The following is a 15,874-nucleotide window of genomic DNA, read 5'->3' on the forward strand; positions in this document are numbered from 1 at the left end:
GCGAACGGCCGGGCCGGTGACTGGCGTCACCAGTCACCGCCGCCGAAGTCGCCGCCACCCCAGTCACCGCCGCCGAAGTCGCCTCCGCCACCCCAGTCACCGCCGCCGAAGTCGCCTCCGCCGCCGCCGAAGTCGCCTCCGCCGCCCCAGTCACCGCCGGAGTCCGCGTTGCCCGCGGCGAGGCCGTCCGCGTAGCCGTGGCCGTAACCGCCGTGGCCGAAGCCGCCGAACGCGCTGCCGAGCATGGTGCCCACCAGCATGCCGGTCAGCATGTCGCCGCCGCCGAAACCGCCGTAGTAGCCGTAGGCGTACGGCTGGTAGGCGGGGCCGGCGTCCCAGTAGGGGCGGCGCTGCCCGTCGACCATGACCTCGCGCATCTGCGGGTCGAAGCCCCGCTCGACCGCCTCGGCGTCCGCCGCGCAGGCCGGGACCTCGCGCGGCGCGCCGCCGGGAGGAGCCCAGCGGACGTTGCGCGCGGACGGGCCGTGCTGCGGGTTGAAGAAGCACGGGGGCAGCCGCTCGGGGAGGGGCTGGTTGTTCACGCGGGCCTTGACGCAGGCCAGGGCGTACCGCCCGTCCTCCAGCGTCGAGGTCACCGTGCGCAGCTCGTCGGCCCGCTTGACGGCCGCCAGCTCGTTCTTGGCCCGCTCGTACGAGTCGAGCGCCCGCTGCCAGTCACCCGAGGTCTCGGACTGCGGCAACATCTTGACGTCGATGTCCAGCGCGGTGATCTCCTCGCCGAACTTGGTGACGTCCTCCTCGACCGTCTGCTTGACGGCGGCGAGCTCGGCCGCCTCCTTCTCCTCGCGCTTGCGCTTGGCACGGCGAGAGAACACCCACAAAGCGCCACCTCCCACGACGGCGATGCCGAGAATGACCAGCAGGCCGGTGCCACCGCCACCGCCGGTGCCGCCCGCGACGCTGCCGTCTCCGAGCCCGTCCTTGGGCTTGCCGGATTTGGCCACGGCGTCGACGCGGTTGACGAAGTCCTGCATGACCTCGACGGGCTTGCCCTGGTTGTTCGCGGCGGCCCGGTTGGCGAGCTCGCCGGCGAGGCCCTGGGACCTCTTGCCGAGGGCACTCGACCCGGCGAAGAGGTTCGTCCCGTCGATGACGGCGACGGTGGCCTTCGGGCGGCCCTCCCTCGCCAGGGCGTTGCCCAGGGCGGTGATGTAGGCGCCCGCCTCCGAGCCGGTGGTGATCGTCCCGTCGGGCAGGGCGACCGCGTAGATCTTGCTGTCCGCGTTCTTCAGCGCGTCACGGATGCCGGACTGGTCCCCGGAGGACAGCGGGGATCCGTCCTGAACGTACAGCGGATCCTTCTGGTCCTTCCAATGGGCGAGGACCGCGCTGACATCGGGCGGAGCGGCGGCGGCGTACGCTGCCGGGCTCCAGGCGAGCAGCGTGAACAGGCCGACGAGGACCGCCGCAACGGCGGCCCCCACGCGGCCCAGCGGATGGGTGATGGTCACGGCGTAAGCCTCCTTCGCCCTTCAGGACGAACCGTGATGCGTAATTGTTCCTGTCGGGCGAAACCGTATCCGTTCGTGAAACCGTTCCAGCCCGCGTTCCGCCATCTGGCCGTGGCGTGCGGTCCGGGCGAGGCGCCGCCCGGTCGCCCGCCCCCGGCCCCACTTCGGGGAGGAACCCGGGATCGAAATGGTCACCGGCTGCGGCGAGCCGTCCGTGTCGCCCGCGTGACCGCGGCCGACCGGGGCGGCCGCCTGAAAGGTCCCTGCCCCTCGACCGCCCCTGCCCGGCACCGGGTCCGGGACACCCGCTACATACGCCGCGGACAAGGTGATGCCGGCGTCAGTGTTGTGTGATCGCAGAGAAGTCCCGTACAAAGCGGGTCAAGAGGTGGGCAAAGGCGGCTCGGTCGTCGTCAGTCCAGCCGGCCGTTGCCTCGGCGATGATCCCGCAGCGGAATGTCCGAATCCGTGCGAGCACGTCCCGCCCCTCGGGGGTGAGGGCCAGCAGCGATCTGCGGCCGTCGTGCTGGTCGGCCTGACGTCGCAGCAGCCCGGCCTGGAGGGCCTGCGAGGCGAGTCGGCTTGACCTGGGCTGGTCGACGCCGAGCAGGGCCGCGGCCTCGGTAACGGTCAGTGCCGAGTCCTGGCCTTCGGCCGCCTCGACCACGTCGAGTAGCTCGAAGACCGCGTCGGGCAGCCCGGCGTGCTCGCCGCGATGCTTCGCCAGCCCCGCCAGCGCGCGGCGCTGCCGGCTGCGGCGCAAGGCGACGACGGCCGTTTCGATGTCTGCCACATCGGTACTCGGCTTGCCCACCACAATCCCTCACTACATAATCAAAGACAACTAGATGTAATTTTACATGTGACGTGGAGGGTCCGTGGACGCGCCCAAGCCCATCGGCTACTGGCTCAAGCACCTGCACAACCTGCTGGAGAAGCAGTTCGACGCGACCCTCGCCGACCTCGGTCTCGGACGCCGGCACTGGCAGATCCTCAACACCCTCGCCCGTGGGGAAGCGACCCGCGACGAGCTGGCAGCGGCCCTCGCCCCCTTCTGGACGCAGGGTGAGCCGGACCTGGAGAGGGTTCTGGAGGACGTCACCGCCCGCGGCTGGACACGGCCCGGCCGCTCCCAGAGGAACCTCCTCGCCCTCTCCGACGAGGGACGCGCCGCTCACGCGCACATCGCGGCACGTGTCGACGCGACCCGCGCAGCGGTGCTCAAGGACCTGACCCCCGAGCAGTACGCGGAAACCGTACGGATCCTGTCGGTCATGGCAGGCAATGTCGAGGCGGATCTCGCCACCCGGTAGTGCCGGGGTTCGACGGTGTCCGGCGGTCAGGCCGTGTTCTGACGTGGGCAACGCGATGCACGCATGTCCGGTGGCGGTGGTCCCGGCCCGACTCGGCGGCCGTGACGTGGTCATCGGGTGGCTCCCATGGGGGATCGGCCGGGGCCGGCCGCGTACGGCCGCGAGGTGCCACCCTGGGCGATGGGGCAGGGATCGCCGGGAAGGCACTAGTACCCCTGGTAGCCGGCTCCGGTCTTCACACCGACCACGCCGGGGACGGCGGAGACGGATCCGTATCGGGCGATGGCGTACCGGACGCCCGCGATGATGTTGTCCACGGGGTTGTAGATGTCCTTGTGCCCGGGCAGCGACCACGTGTTGAAGGTGGGGTCGATCGTCTGCATGAGGCCCTTGGACGGCGTCCCCTTGGCGGCGTTGGAGTCCCATGTGTTGACGACGCGCGGGTTCCCACCGGACTCGTGCTGGATGATCATCCAGATGTCGTCGACGTTCATCTTCGACACCGGGTACCCCTGCGCCTTGAGGATCGCGACCGCCTCGTCGATCCACGCCCTGACCTGGGCGGGGGCGGCGGGACCTCCCCCGGCCGGCGGCGGCCCGCTCGGGCCGTAGCCGCCGGAACCGCCGCCGCCGAAGGCGGCGAGCACCGTCGGCGTGTCGGACGCGGCCCAGGGGGTGTAGCCGGGGGTGCGCACCCATCCGGTGCCGGAGGTCGCGGAGACGGGGACGAACTCGTCGTTCCCCGGCTTCTTGATGCCCGCGAGCAGTGTCATCCCGTGCTCGCTCAGCTCGTTGACGGCCCTCAGGGCCGCGTTCACCTTCTCGTCGGCGTCCTCCACGCGCTTGCTCGCCGTGGGGAGCGCCGTCTCGACCAGTGAGCCCTCATAGGCGTCCGCGTCCGCGGCGGTCGCGTCCGGGTTGTCCTTCGCGTACTGCTCCGCGTCGCGGATGACCCCTTCGCAGATCGCGTGGATGTCGGCGCGGGCCTTCTCCAGCTCGTCCGCCGCCTTGTCGAGGGCGGTGACGGCCTTCTCCAGCGCGTCGTTCAGCTCGGTGGCGGCCGGGCCGTACTTGCCCATGTAGGTGACGAACGCGTCGGCGGACGCGCCCTGCCACGCGTCGTCCACCCTGCCCACCGCGCCCGCGAGCGAGCCGATCTGCTCGCCCACCAGTTTCATCGTGCCGCGCCAGCGCTTCGCCACGCCCCGGATCACGTCCGGCTGCCCGCTCACCTTGCCGAGGAGCGCCGACAGCTCGCCGCCTCTCGATATCGAGTCGAGCCGGGGCAGTGGCGTGTCGCCCGGAGCGCTCATCGGCGGGTCCTCCTCGTCCGGGAGCCGGGGAACGTGTTCACGGGGTGCGGTGTGCTCATCGAAGCTCCTTGGTCGGGACGTGGAGTCCGAGGTCCGGCGCCGGGAAGGGCGTCACGCCTCCAGCAGCCGCTCCCCGTCCCGCTCGCCCGCCGTGTTCACCCGGCGGATGTTGTTCTTCACGGTCGTCAGGGAGTCGCCGACGTCGTCGAGCAGGCCGGAGATCCGGCCGAGTTCGGCGGAGAGCGTGGTGTCGATGCCGTTGATCGCGCCGGCCAGGCCGCTCGCGCCGCTCAGCGTGCCGAACGCCCTGGCCGGTACGGTCTCGACGGGGGCCTGGGCGACGGCCGGAGCGCCGAACTTCTCCGCGACCTCGCGCACCGCGGTGCGGCACTGCTCCAGCGCTTCGAAGTGGAAATCGAGACCCGCCATGCCGTCGACTCCTCCCGATATCGCGACAAAGCCGATGAATCGGAGCATAGTAGAGAGATCGTCGGGCGGCAGGTCGCGGCCGAGGTGCTCTCCGCGGTCGGTCGCCCCAGGCCATCGCCGCTGGCGCACGTCTCCGGCTCGGTGACCTCGGCTGTCAGATTCGGGCAGCGGCCGTCGTTGACGGGGATTTCCGAGTGATGCCACCTTTTGTTCATGATCCGTGAAGGGTGCGTGCGGTGTCGACGATCCGTGACCGGCCTCGGCCACCCCGGAAGTGATCGCCGATGAGCGACGAGTACCAGGCGATGATCGAGGGGCTCGCCGAGGAGTACAACAGGCAGGCCGTACGGCTCCGCGAGACGTACGGCAGGCTGAGCGAGCTGTCCGCGACCTGCCGGTCGGAGGACGGGATGGTCACGGTGACGATCGGCTCTCGCGGCGAGGTGCGCGGCATCGAGTTCGACCCCCGGGTCTACCGCAAGTTGTCGCCGTCAGAGCTGTCCCGCTCGATCATGGAGCTGATCGCGAAGGGTTCCGCCGAGATCGCGGAGGGGACCCGGGAGCTGATGGCGCCGCTCGTGCCGGAGGGCCTGCCGTACGAGGAGCTGTTCGGGGAGGGCGTGGACCTCTCGTCGTTCCTGCCCCAGCCCGTCGACCTGCCGCGGAAAGAGGACGGGTGACGACGCCCGGCGGCGGCTACTACGCCCGCTGGACGGATCTCCAGCGGCAGGCCCAGGTCGTCGGAGAGGAGCGCGACTTCCTGCGTGAGGTGTGCAGGGCGCTCGACGCGGTGTTCCAGCGCGAGGGGAACCCCCTCGGCGACGACCAGTACGGCGCGGAGTTGCGGAAGAACCTCCCCCAGATGAAGAAGGGGGTCTTCGACGCCTTCGAGGCGTACATCGCCGAGGTCGAGAGTGTGCGTGAGCGCCTCAAGGCGAACGCCGCCAACTACGCCGAGGCCGAGCGGGCCGGCGACCCCACCGTGTGACGCGGCGTGGACATCGACGGGATCATCGTCCCCGACTGGGCCAAGCCGTGGGTCGGCTGGGTCGTCGGGATGGACTGGCCGAAAGGGGACGAGGCTGGATGCTTCCGGCTCGCCGACGCCTGCGCCGAGGCGGCCCGGCGGGACAGGCCCGAGGCGGCGCCGGGGCGAGGCTGGGCGAGGGATGGGACGGCGACGCGCTCAAGGCGTTCGCCGAGCACGTCAAACGCGTCTACGGAGGACGTGAGGCCGACCTCGTCGAACGGCTCGTCGCCGCGGCCATCGCCTTCAACCGGCTCGGCGTGCAGGTGCAGTACGCCAAGCGGATGATCCGGGTCGCGATCTGCCTCTTCATCGCGCAGCTCGCATGGCTGCTGATAGCGGCGATGGGACCGTGGGGAGGGATCTCCTTCGCGCTGATCGGTCCCCGGGTCACCCTGGCCCGCATGACGGTCGTCCAGATCGCGCGGCGGCTCCTCATCAACGTCGGGCTCTTCGGAGCCATCGTGGCCGGGATGGACCTGGGGGTGCAGCTCAGCCAGTCCCGCCGCGACGAGGTGGACTGGGACCAGGTCCTCGCGTCCGCCGGAACGGGCGCGCTGACCGGCGCGTTCCTCACGGCCCTGCCCGGCGGCCTGTCCCGGCTCTCCACCCCCGGACTGCGGATGGGGCTGACCCCGGCCGAGATGTCGCTGTACGAGAAGGTCCTCGCGGCGTCCAGCAGGTCGGTGTGGGGGCTCATGGCGCAGTCCGGCGTGGCGAACACGGCGGCCACGGCGGTGTCGCTGGCCGCCTCCGGCCAGTTCGACTGGGAGACGGTCCTCAAGGGCGGCACCGCGGGCCTGCTGGGAGGAGCGGACGCGCACTGGGCCGGCTGGGACCCATCGTGGCGGAGGCCGTCGTCGTCCGGGCCCACCTCCTCCGCCTGGACGGCCGACGTGCCCGCCGGGCCGGGGGTCGATCCCGCCCGCCTTCCCGGCGGGCCGGCCGACCTCTCCGTACGGACGGGAGCGGAAGATCCCTCGGGGTTGCCGGGCGGCGTGTCGCCGGACCCGGTTCCACGCCCGCCGGACGGCGGGGCGGGAGGCACGTCGCTGGCCCACGCCGTATCGGACGGGGGGCCGGCGCGGGCCGGTGACGCGGCGGGCGCCGAGGGCGCGGCACGCGGCGAGGGCGCCGCCCGTGGTGATGGCTCCGGCCGCTCCGAGGGTGCCGCACGCTTCGACGGCGGCGCGGTGATCCCACCCCGCGACCCGGTACGGCCGGAGGGCGCGGTGCGGGCCGACGCTCCACGGGCCGACGCTCCACGGGCGGAGGCTTCACGGGCGGACGGCGTGGCGCGGCCGGAGGGGGCCTCTCGGCCGACGGGCGAGGGCGGAGCCGGGTCGCGGACCGGTCGCGCCGGCCAGCAGGGGCGTGCGGAAGCGCCGCCCGGCGCGGCGAGGAGCGCCGACGCACCGCCCTCCGGCCGGATGGACGCCCCCGCCGCATCGGGATCCCGCATCGACGCCCTGATCAATCGCCCGCTCCACGATGGCGACGCACCGGCCGCGCCGAAGGAGCAGGGGACGGCGGCGCGCGACGGGGCGCACCCCTCCGCGAGCGCGGGACGCGCCGACGGGGGAACCGCGGGCGAGGCGCGTACGGAGCCCGCCGGGAGCGGGGTCGCGCGCCCCGACACTGGCCCGGCGCGGGCGGATTCGGCCGCCGCCGGTGCTCACACGGACAGCGCCGACGGTGGCACCGGTGCCCGGCAGGCCGACGGCGCGACCGGTGCGGGACTCGCCGAGTCCGACACGGCCGGTGGGGCGCACACCGACCCGGCGGGGCCGTCTGCCGACGGCCTCGCCCGAGCCGACCACGGAGAATCCCGCGCGGGACCGCTCATGCGTGAGGCGCCCGATGAGGCGATCATCGCCAAGTACGCGGAGATCCTGGAGTTGGAGGCCGCCCGCGACCGGCTCGTCCAGTTGGGCAGACACCAGGAGGCCGATGCGCTTTCGTTCCAGCTCAACGACCTCCTCGACCAGATGGTGAGGGTCGTCTCCGATGAGGCGGAGCATGCTTTCTATGAGCACCACGCGCAGGTGCGAAAGAGCATCGAACTCGTCGCGGAGGAGGAGGGAGTGTCGGTGGCCGCGGCCAGGGAGGTCATGCGGGACGAGTTGGCGCGACTACTGGATGACAGGCCGGTGGCGGTGCGCATTTCGGCTGAGAACCTCCTGAAGGTGCTCGAAGACGGCCGATTCAAGTCGCAGTTCGAGGTCGGACGATCGAGAGGTGTGTACGAACCGTCGATACGGGCCGGCTTCGAGCAGATGTGGTTCGGATATCCTGTGGATCTTCCCCCGGAGACCCGGCCGATCTACGGCTTCGTCAACGTTCTGGCCGATGCCGGCGCCAACAGGTACACGGTCCTGGGCGGACGCATCGAGCACTACGGTGATGCCCAGGTCACCCTCAGGCCCGAGGTCCGGGCGCGGACGACCGTGTGCATGGGCGACTCGCTCAAGGAGCGCGAGGGAACGATGCCCAGCCTGCTCACCGATCCTCGTGCCGAATCCTTCGGTGCCTTTCCACGTGGCGCGGACATGCCGTATATCGCCCACACACTGCGGGGCACCGGACGCGACTACGCCCACCCGTCGTTCTGGGAGAGGGCGTACGTGGAAGCGCAGATCCATGGTGGTGTGGCGGTCACGGACATCGAGCACGTCATGTTCGAGGGACTGCCACCCCAGGACGTACAGCGGGCTCTCGACGCCGCGGGCATTCCGTGGGGCTATCTCAACGCGACCGGGAGTGAGTGAGATCATGGCCAGGATAATCGCGAGACAGTCCGACGGGACGGTCCTCGTCGCCGTCGGCCCCACCGGGCTGATCGTTCCTCCCGACAGCCGGATCCCCGCCGACCCCTCACTGGCGATGATTCTCCCGGTGGACTCGGCACTCGCCCATCCTGTATGGGAGACGGCCGACGAGCCCGTGCCCGAGGGGATGCTGCCGGCGGAGGTCAGCGAGGCGATGCGCGCCTTCGCCGACGCGCAGCGCCGGGCGGACGGCCCGTTCATGAGGGCGCTGATCCGGCGCCACACCGAGGAAAAGGAGAAAGGGATATGACGGGGCGCGGGATCGAGGTGTCGCACACGGACCTGCGTACCGCGGCCGAGGGGCTCGTGAACGTGGGGGAGCGGATGGCGGCGGAGACCCAGGTCTTCGGGGCCGAGGCGACCGGGCGGCTGGATCCCTGGGGCGAGGACGAGCTGGGCAGCATGATCGGCCCGATCTACGGGGCGATCACGCGGGAGGCTCTGGAGGCGTACGCGGTGCTCGCCGACGGCATCAGGGACGCGGGGACCGTCGTGCGGACGATGTCCGTCAACCACGTCGTGGCGGAGGAGGCGGGCGAGCAGGCCGCTGCCGCCGCCGTCCCCGACGTTCCCGGTGACCCCGCCGACCCGCCTCGCCCCGGCGCTCCGGGCACTCCAGACACTCCAGGAACTCCTCCCGGCGCTTCCGGCGTGGCGGCGGTCTGACTCAGGGCCGGTAGCCGGGGTTGGGGATGTAGTCCCCGAATGTGCCGGTCGCCTCGTCGTACGGCCGTGCCCCCTTGATGAACCGGCCCTCGATGCCGCCCGGGAACGCCACCTCACGCTGGTGCGCGGTGCGCAGGGCGCTGCCCATGGTCTCCACGATGTCGATCCCTCCCGGCGCGTCCACGTCGTACAGGTATCGCGTCGGGAAGATGTCCATCGGGTTGTCCAGCCGGGTGGTGCTGACGAACGCCGACTCCTCGAACCTGAGATGGGACTCCAGGTCGGTGTTGCGCGGGTTGCGCGGATGGAAGCCGGGGCCGAAGACCTGGTCCGGGTGCCGGTCGTCCGCTCGGCGGAGGATGAGCCGGTCCGTCCGCCACACGGGGGACGGGGTGATGGCCTTGACGTTCACGCTCCGGTCGACCGCCGCGCGGAGCGGGTCCGGCCGCGTGGCGAGCCGCATGCGCAGGCTCATTGGGGTGATCTTCGCCAGCAGCGCGCGGGCGCGTTCCAGCAGCGCGCCGACGATGCGCTTGAACCGGTTGACGGTGGCGCGCATGAGCCCGCGGATGGCGATGCGGGTGGCGGCGGCGTACAGGGGGATGGTGGCCAGGGACGTCCCGAGGCTGACGCTCGCCGTCGCCAGGGCGCGGGCGACGCGTACGGCGAGGCGGGCCAGCGCGGTGATGATGCCGAACTTGAACGCGGCGACGAGGGCGGCCCCGGCGAGACAGGCGGCGCCGATGAGGCGGGTGGCGGTGACGGCGTTCTTGCCGTGGGCCGAGGGGCCGTCGGCGGAGGTCCAGTGGTCGGCCATGGCGGCGACGTCCAGGCCGCTGTTGCGGGTGGTGACGCGCAGGACGAGATCGAGGGCGGCCTGGGAACCCCCGTGCAGGATGTCGGCGTGGCGGAGCCAGGCGCGCCCGGACGCGGCGAGCCTGTCCTCGTCCGCGGCGGGCCAGGTGTAGCCGACGAGCCCCATGGCCAGGATGAGCCCGGAGGGCAGGTGGAGGCTCACCGGCGGCCCCGCCCGCCGTCGCCCGAGGTCCGTCCACAGGGGGTCACGGTGCGGCCCCGTCCGCCGTCGCTCCCGGCCTGGGCGGAGGGGCTCATGGCGCGGCCCCGCCCGAGGCCGCCCCTGATCCGTGCGGAGGGGAGGTCGACGCCAGTCAGGGGGCGGGTGCGAACGCCGCGGGCCATCAGCCCGCCTCCGGGGGCTGCTGCGGCGGGAGGAAGGCCGTCTGCATGAGGCGGTTGCCGTACTTTCTGTCCACGTGGTAGCCGCGGCCGGGCGGCAGCGGGTGCGCGCGCACGTTGCCGAAGAGGAAGCCCTCGTCCCGGTTGCCGGACAGCACGACCGCCGGGCTGGCCATGTCCTTGATCCGCTGGATGAGCGGGTCGAACATGGCGCGGCCGAGACCGCCCATCGCCCGGGACATCACCAGGTGCAGGCCGATGTCGCGGGCCTGCGGCAGCAACTCGGCCAGGGGCAGCAGAGGGTTGGACGAGGTGGCGACCAGCTCGTAGTTGTCCACCACGATGTAGAGGTCGGACCCGCGCCACCAGTTGCGCGCCCTGAGCTGCTCGGGCGTGAGGTCGGCGGGCGGCAGCCGTTTGTGCAGCGCGTTCCGCGCGTCGTTGATCAGCTCGGCCGCCGCCGGCCCGGACGCCGCGTAGCCGATGCGGTGGTCGGTCACGGCGCTGTCGAGCAGCGAACGCCGATAGTCGATGACGATCATCATCGCCTCCTGCGGGGTGCGCCGGGCCACCAGGCTCTCGGTCACCAGCCGCAGCAGGTTGGTCTTGCCGCTCTCGGTGTCGCCGACCACGACGAAGTGCGGGTCGGTGTCGAAGTCGAGCATCACCGGCGAGAGCGTGTTCTCGTCGATGCCGATCGGGATCCGGAGACCGGTCTCCGCGATCGTGGGCAACGTCTCGGCGGGCAGCACGGACGGCAGCAGCCGTACGGCGGGGGCGGGCCGTCCCTTCCAGGCGTCCCGCACCGACTGGACGAGGGCGCGCACGCCGTCGGGCAGGTCGTCGGCGGTCTGGCCGCCGTCGATCCTGGGCAGCGCGGACAGGAAGTGCAGCCCGTCCCTGGTCAGGCCGCGCCCCGGCACGCCCTCGGGGACGGCCAGCGACTTCTTGCGGTTGATCTCGGACTCGTACGCGTCGCCCAGCTTGAGCTCGATGCGGGTGCCGAACAGGTCCCTGATGCCGGGCCGGAACTCCGACCACTTGTTGGTGGCGGCGACGACGTGGATGCCGTACCCGAGGCCGCGCGCGGCCAGATCGGTGATCACGGGTTCGAGCGAGTCGAAGTCCTGCCGGATGGTGAGCCAGCCGTCCACCACCAGGAAGACGTCTCCCCACCCGTCGCCCTGGAATCCGCCTTCGGCGAGCCGCCGCCGGTAGGCGGTGATCGAGTCGATGCCCTGCTCGGCGAACTCGCGTTCCCGCTGCTGCAGGAGCGTGGAGATCTCGGCCACCGTACGGCGGACCCGGTCGGCGTCGAGGCGGCTGGCCACGCCGCCGACGTGCGGCAGCCCGTCGAGCGAGGCGAGCGAGCCGCCGCCGAAGTCCAGCAGGTAGAACTGGACCTCGCGCGGGGTGTGGGTGAGGGCCATGCTGGTGACCAGCGTGCGCAGCACGGTGCTCTTGCCGCTCTGCGTGCCGCCCGCGACGCCGACGTGCCCGGCCGCGCCGGACAGGTCCAGCCAGAACGGGTCGCGGCGCTGCTCGAACGGCCGGTCGATGACGCCGATCACGGCGTGCAGCCGTCCGCGCCCCTGCCAGCCCGCCGTGGACAGCCCCAGCTCGGGGGTGACCGACAGCGGCGGGAGCAGGTGGGCGAGGCTGGGCGGGGCGCCGAGGGGCGGTAGCCAGATGCGGTGGGCGGCCGGCCCCTTGTCCTTCATCCTGGCCACCACGACGTCGAGCAGGCTGCTCTGCTGCCGCGGGGCCTCCGGCGCGTCGGCGTCGGCGGGCGCGTCGCCGTCCGGCTCCTCTCGCGGCTTCTCGGCCTCCGGGCCGGGTGTGTACGCCGGGCCGTACTCGACGACCCGGGGCGTCGGGGCGCTGCCGTCCGCCGCGACCGGCTGCCCGGCGCTCGCCTCGTACGCGCCGGAGACGTAGGCCGCCTTGAACCGGGTCATCCCGGTGGTGTCGAACTTCAGGTAGCCGTTGCCGGGGGCGGACGGCAGCTCGTAGGCGTCGGCCACCCCGAGCACGACCCGGCTCTCCATCGCGGAGAAGGTGCGCAGGCCGATCCGGTACGACAGGTGGGTGTCGAGGCCGCGCAGCCGCCCCTCTTCCAGGCGCTGGGAGGCGAGCAGCAGGTGCACGCCGAGCGACCGGCCGAGCCGCCCGATCATGACGAACAGGTCGATGAACTCGGGCTTGGCGGTGAGCAGCTCGCTGAACTCGTCGAGGACGACGAAGAGCGTGGGCAGCGGCGCGAGGTCGGCCCCCTGCTCCCTGGCCCGCTCGTAGTCGCGCAGCGAGGCGTAGTTGCCCGCCGCGCGCAGCAGCTCCTGGCGGCGCACCATCTCGCCGTGCAGGGCGTCGTGCATACGGTCGACGAGCGGCAGCTCGTCCTCCAGGTTGGTGATGACCGCGGAGACGTGGGAGAGGTCCTCCAGGCCGAGGAACGTGGCGCCGCCCTTGAAGTCGACGAGCACGAAGTTGAGGATCTCCGACGAGTGGGTGAGCGCCAGGCCGAGCACCAGGGTCCGCAGCAGCTCGCTCTTGCCGGATCCGGTGGCGCCGATCACCAGGCCGTGCGGCCCCATGCCGCCCTGGGCCGACTCCTTGATGTCCAGCTCGACCACGCGACCGTCCGCGCCGAGCCCGATCGGGACGCGGAGGCGGTTGCGCCCGGCCCGGGGCCGCCAGGTGACGGCGGGGTCGATGTGGGCGGCGTCGCCGACGCCGAGCAGGTCGGTGAGCGAGGTGTTCGCGGCGAGGACGTCCTGCGACTCCCTGCCCTTGGCCGTGGACGCGCGCAGCGGGGCGAGCTGCCTGGCCAGTCCCTCCGTCCTGAGGAAGTCGAGCCCGTCCGGGTCGCCGAGGCGGGTCCTGCTCTCCTTGCCCGCGTGATCCAGCTTGACCATGAAGAAGCCGTCCGGCCGCACGTCCAGCCGCAGCGTGCTCTGCTCCTCGACGGCGCCCGCCGAGGCGGACAGGTCGATCACCGTGACGCCCTGGATGGCGTCCGTCCCGAGCTGCGAGTCGATCGGCACCCGCCCGCCGTCGATGATCAGGACGTGGTACGGCAGGGCGTCGGCGGCGCCGCCCGGCTTGAACCTGGCGCGCTCCTTCAGCTCGCCGCCGACGAGCCGGTCCAGATCGGCGAGGTTCTCGGTCATCAGCCGCACCTGGCCGGCGGCGTCGGTCTCCTCCGGGTGCAGCGCGTGGGGCAGCCACTTGACCCACTCCCACTGGGCCATCCACTCCGGGCCCGCGCACACCATGATCCGCATGTCGTCGGGCGAGTGGAACACCGCCATCTGCGCGACCATGGCCCGGACCAGCTCGCGTACGGCGACGGGGTCGCCGGTCAGCCGGATCCGCGCGAAGGAGTGCAGGGCGACGGCCACCGGGAGCTTCGACACGGTGGAGTGCGCCCGGACGAACCTGCGCAGCGCGCCCGCCGACAACGCGTCCAGGTCCTCGACCGGCTTGGAGTCCGGCGGGATGAGCTGGATCGCGAGCTTCTGCACACCCGTCCCGAGCCGTACCGTGCCGAAGTCGTCGTCACGGGGCCGCCGCTCCCACAGGCGCGGGCCCATCGCCAGCCACCACAGCGAGTCCGGGGCGGGGCCGCTCCATTCGAGGGCCTCGCGCTGCTGCTTCGCGGCCCGCCGTACGCGCTTGCGCACCTGGGAGAGGTAGCGGAAGTAGTCGCGGCGCAGGCCGTTCATCCGGTTCTTGCGCTCGCCGGCCTGGCGGCCCATCTGCCCCACGCTCATGCCCACCATGGACAGGGCGAACAGGCCGCTCGACACGTACATGATCGGGTTGGAGTTGCCCCCGGCGGTGAACATCAGCCCCATGGCCGCGGCGCCCGCCAGCATCGGCAGGTAGGTGAGTACACCGCCGAGGCCCTGCGGCTGCACCTCCGGCACCTCCGGCGGGGGCTCCAGCAGGATCTCACCGCGCGGGGGTTTCGGGCTGGGGCGCCTCTCGGGACGGCGCACGATGACGATGCTCACCCTCGACGGCCTCCTGATCGTGTGGATCTTTTTCTTACCAGATGCGGTTTACGTCCGAGTGGAGGAAAGTAAGCGCGCTATGTTCGCGTTGTTCGCTGTTCCGCACGCGGAGGGAGTACGGCAGTGACATCCCTGGCCGCCCACGAGCCGATGCCGCAAGGGGCCCTGGCCGCGGCGGGCGCCCGGTTGCCGGCGCTCTGCCACGTCACGATCGTCGGCCCGCACAAGAGAGCCGACCTCGCTCTGCCGTCGGACATCCCGCTGCCGCACGTCATGCCCGGCCTGCTGCGCGCGCTCGGCGAGGTGGACGGAGAACACGCCGCCGCCCCCGGCTGGATCCTGCAGCGGCTCGGCGGCACCCCCTTCGACATCGGGCAGAGCCTCGGGGCGCTCGGCGTCCTCGACGGGGAGGTCCTCTATCTCCGCCCGCGCGAGCTCGTGCTGCCCCCGGCGATGTTTGACGACGTCGCCGACGTGGTCGCGACCGGCGTCAAGGAGGGCAGGCATCCCTGGAGCGGCAGGCACACCCGCCTGCTCGGGGTGGGCGCCTCCTGCGCGCTCCTCGTCGCCGGGGCTCCCACGCTCGCGCTGTCCGGAGCCGCCCCGGGCGTGGTCGCCGTGGTCGCGGGCGTGCTCGCCCTCCTCCTGCTCGTAGCCGCCGCCTCCATGTCCCGGGCGCTCGGCCACGCCGGCGCGGGAGCCGCGCTCGGCTACGCGGCCCTGCCGTACGGGTTCCTGGCCGGGTTGCTCGCTCCGGCGGGGCCGTCCGGGCTCGCGGGGCTCGGCGCGCCGCACCTGCTCGCCGCGTTCGCCTGCACCGCGTTCGTCGCCGCGGTGGGCGGGGCCGCGGTGGCCGACGGCGTGCCCGGGTTCCTCGGCACCGCGATCGCGTCGATCGCCGGGACGGTGAGCGCCGCCGTCGTCATGGTGTTCGATGTGCCGGCGGTGGGGGTCGCCGCGGTCGCCGTCTCGCTCCTGCTGGCGTGCAGCCCGTTCGTCCCGTCGTTGTCGTTCCGGCTCGCCCGGATGCCGCTGCCCTCGATGCCCACCACGGCCGAGGAGCTGCGCGCGGACAACGAGCGGGTGGACAGCGCGTCCATCCTGGAGCGGACCGGCCAGGCGCAGCGCTACGCCACCGGGATCGTCGCGGGGATCGGCCTGTCCGTGCTCGCCGCCCAGGCGTTGCTCGTGTTCGACGAGGGGTGGATCGCGCCGGTGATGTCGCTGGCGCTCTCGCTGACCCTGATCCTGCGCACGCGGGTCTTCCACGGCGTCGCCCAGCGGCTCTGGCTGACGGTGCCCGCGCTGGCCGGGCTCGTCCTGCTCGTGCTCGCGCTGAGTGCGCGGGCCGACGGCGTCTGGTCGGTCGCGCTCGTGATCGGGCTCGTGTGGGCGGCGGCGATCCCGGCCGGTCTCGGCCTGTGGTTGCCGACCGGCCGCCCGTCGCCGTTCTGGGGACGGGCCGGGGACATCGTCGACGTCGTGCTGACCGCCGGCCTGTTCCCGCTCGCGCTGGGCGTGCTGGAGGTCTACGCCTGGATCCGCGGCCTGTCCGGCTGACCCCGTCCGGGCTCACTGCGTACGGGCTCACTGCGTCCGGGCTCACTGCGTAC

General features: G+C 72.3%; 13 protein-coding genes. 7 read left to right on the forward strand and 6 right to left on the reverse strand.

Annotated elements, in window-relative coordinates; translation table 11 throughout:
• Nucleotides 1–26 precede the first annotated feature (26 nt).
• Together AWQ70_RS08235 and AWQ70_RS08240 are read right to left on the reverse strand one after the other, a co-directional pair.
• Entirely contained in the window at nt 27–1,472 is a 1,446-nt protein-coding gene (locus tag AWQ70_RS08235) for a hypothetical protein (RefSeq protein WP_067172410.1), read from the reverse strand.
• Between the two features lie 340 nt (nt 1,473–1,812).
• Nucleotides 1,813–2,286, reverse strand: coding sequence for a MarR family winged helix-turn-helix transcriptional regulator (locus AWQ70_RS08240; RefSeq protein WP_067172712.1), 474 nt, complete (start codon nt 2,284–2,286; stop codon nt 1,813–1,815).
• Nucleotides 2,287–2,350: 64 nt separating this feature from the next.
• Here AWQ70_RS08240 and AWQ70_RS08245 point away from each other — a divergent pair, with 64 nt between their 5' ends.
• Complete coding sequence (locus AWQ70_RS08245; RefSeq protein ID WP_067172411.1) at nt 2,351–2,785, forward strand: winged helix DNA-binding protein; 435 nt, start codon at nt 2,351–2,353, stop codon at nt 2,783–2,785.
• A gap of 206 nt (nt 2,786–2,991) precedes the next feature.
• On the opposite strand, the gene AWQ70_RS08250 is transcribed toward AWQ70_RS08245, so the two are convergent.
• Both AWQ70_RS08250 and AWQ70_RS08255 read right to left on the reverse strand, forming a co-directional pair.
• Nucleotides 2,992–4,098 (reverse strand): WXG100 family type VII secretion target, encoded by a 1,107-nt coding sequence (locus AWQ70_RS08250; protein WP_067172413.1) that lies wholly within the window; start codon nt 4,096–4,098, stop codon nt 2,992–2,994.
• Between the two features lie 111 nt (nt 4,099–4,209).
• Nucleotides 4,210–4,527, reverse strand: coding sequence for a hypothetical protein (locus AWQ70_RS08255; RefSeq protein WP_067172415.1), 318 nt, complete (start codon nt 4,525–4,527; stop codon nt 4,210–4,212).
• A 284-nt stretch (nt 4,528–4,811) separates the two neighbouring features.
• On the opposite strand from AWQ70_RS08255, the gene AWQ70_RS08260 reads away from it, so the two are divergent.
• From AWQ70_RS08260 to AWQ70_RS08280, 5 genes are all read left to right on the forward strand, one after another.
• Nucleotides 4,812–5,207 carry a YbaB/EbfC family nucleoid-associated protein gene (locus AWQ70_RS08260; protein ID WP_067172417.1) on the forward strand — a complete coding sequence of 132 codons (396 nt, stop codon included), beginning with the start codon at nt 4,812–4,814 and terminating at the stop codon, nt 5,205–5,207.
• Entirely contained in the window at nt 5,204–5,515 is a 312-nt protein-coding gene (locus AWQ70_RS08265; RefSeq protein ID WP_067172419.1) for a hypothetical protein, read from the forward strand. The genes AWQ70_RS08260 and AWQ70_RS08265 overlap by 4 nt, the downstream gene beginning before the upstream one ends.
• Nucleotides 5,516–5,613: 98 nt before the next feature.
• A complete protein-coding gene (locus AWQ70_RS08270) occupies nt 5,614–8,322 on the forward strand; it encodes a DUF3626 domain-containing protein (protein WP_067172421.1) in 2,709 nt (902 codons plus the stop codon).
• 4 nt (nt 8,323–8,326) lie between these two features.
• Nucleotides 8,327–8,632 (forward strand): hypothetical protein, encoded by a 306-nt coding sequence (locus AWQ70_RS08275; protein ID WP_157529945.1) that lies wholly within the window; start codon nt 8,327–8,329, stop codon nt 8,630–8,632.
• The gene (locus AWQ70_RS08280) at nt 8,629–9,048 is read left to right on the forward strand and encodes a hypothetical protein (protein WP_067172424.1); all 420 of its coding nucleotides are present in this window, start codon (nt 8,629–8,631) and stop codon (nt 9,046–9,048) included. Before AWQ70_RS08275 ends, AWQ70_RS08280 begins: the two co-directional genes overlap by 4 nt.
• A gap of 1 nt (nt 9,049) precedes the next feature.
• Here AWQ70_RS08280 and AWQ70_RS08285 read toward each other — a convergent pair whose 3' ends face one another.
• Nucleotides 9,050–10,066 carry a scabin-related ADP-ribosyltransferase gene (locus AWQ70_RS08285; RefSeq protein ID WP_067172426.1) on the reverse strand — a complete coding sequence of 339 codons (1,017 nt, stop codon included), beginning with the start codon at nt 10,064–10,066 and terminating at the stop codon, nt 9,050–9,052.
• A 181-nt stretch (nt 10,067–10,247) separates the two neighbouring features.
• The gene (gene eccCa, locus AWQ70_RS08290) at nt 10,248–14,261 is read right to left on the reverse strand and encodes a type VII secretion protein EccCa (RefSeq protein WP_067172428.1); all 4,014 of its coding nucleotides are present in this window, start codon (nt 14,259–14,261) and stop codon (nt 10,248–10,250) included.
• Between the two features lie 123 nt (nt 14,262–14,384).
• Between eccCa and eccD the strand changes: the two genes are divergently transcribed.
• The gene (gene eccD / locus AWQ70_RS08295) at nt 14,385–15,821 is read left to right on the forward strand and encodes a type VII secretion integral membrane protein EccD (protein WP_084516658.1); all 1,437 of its coding nucleotides are present in this window, start codon (nt 14,385–14,387) and stop codon (nt 15,819–15,821) included.
• Nucleotides 15,822–15,874 lie beyond the last annotated feature (53 nt).

Source organism: Microtetraspora niveoalba (assembly GCF_001570405.1).
GTDB lineage: Bacteria > Actinomycetota > Actinomycetes > Streptosporangiales > Streptosporangiaceae > Microtetraspora > Microtetraspora niveoalba.

Coding starts and splice junctions, on each gene's coding strand:
- AWQ70_RS08250 (WP_067172413.1), bottom strand. CDS start 4,098: ATGAGCGCTCCGGGCGACACGCCACTGCCCCGGCTCGACTCGATATCG.
- AWQ70_RS08255 (WP_067172415.1), bottom strand. CDS start 4,527: ATGGCGGGTCTCGATTTCCACTTCGAAGCGCTGGAGCAGTGCCGCACC.
- AWQ70_RS08260 (WP_067172417.1), top strand. CDS start 4,812: ATGAGCGACGAGTACCAGGCGATGATCGAGGGGCTCGCCGAGGAGTAC.
- AWQ70_RS08270 (WP_067172421.1), top strand. CDS start 5,614: ATGCTTCCGGCTCGCCGACGCCTGCGCCGAGGCGGCCCGGCGGGACAG.
- AWQ70_RS08275 (WP_157529945.1), top strand. CDS start 8,327: ATGGCCAGGATAATCGCGAGACAGTCCGACGGGACGGTCCTCGTCGCC.
- AWQ70_RS08280 (WP_067172424.1), top strand. CDS start 8,629: ATGACGGGGCGCGGGATCGAGGTGTCGCACACGGACCTGCGTACCGCG.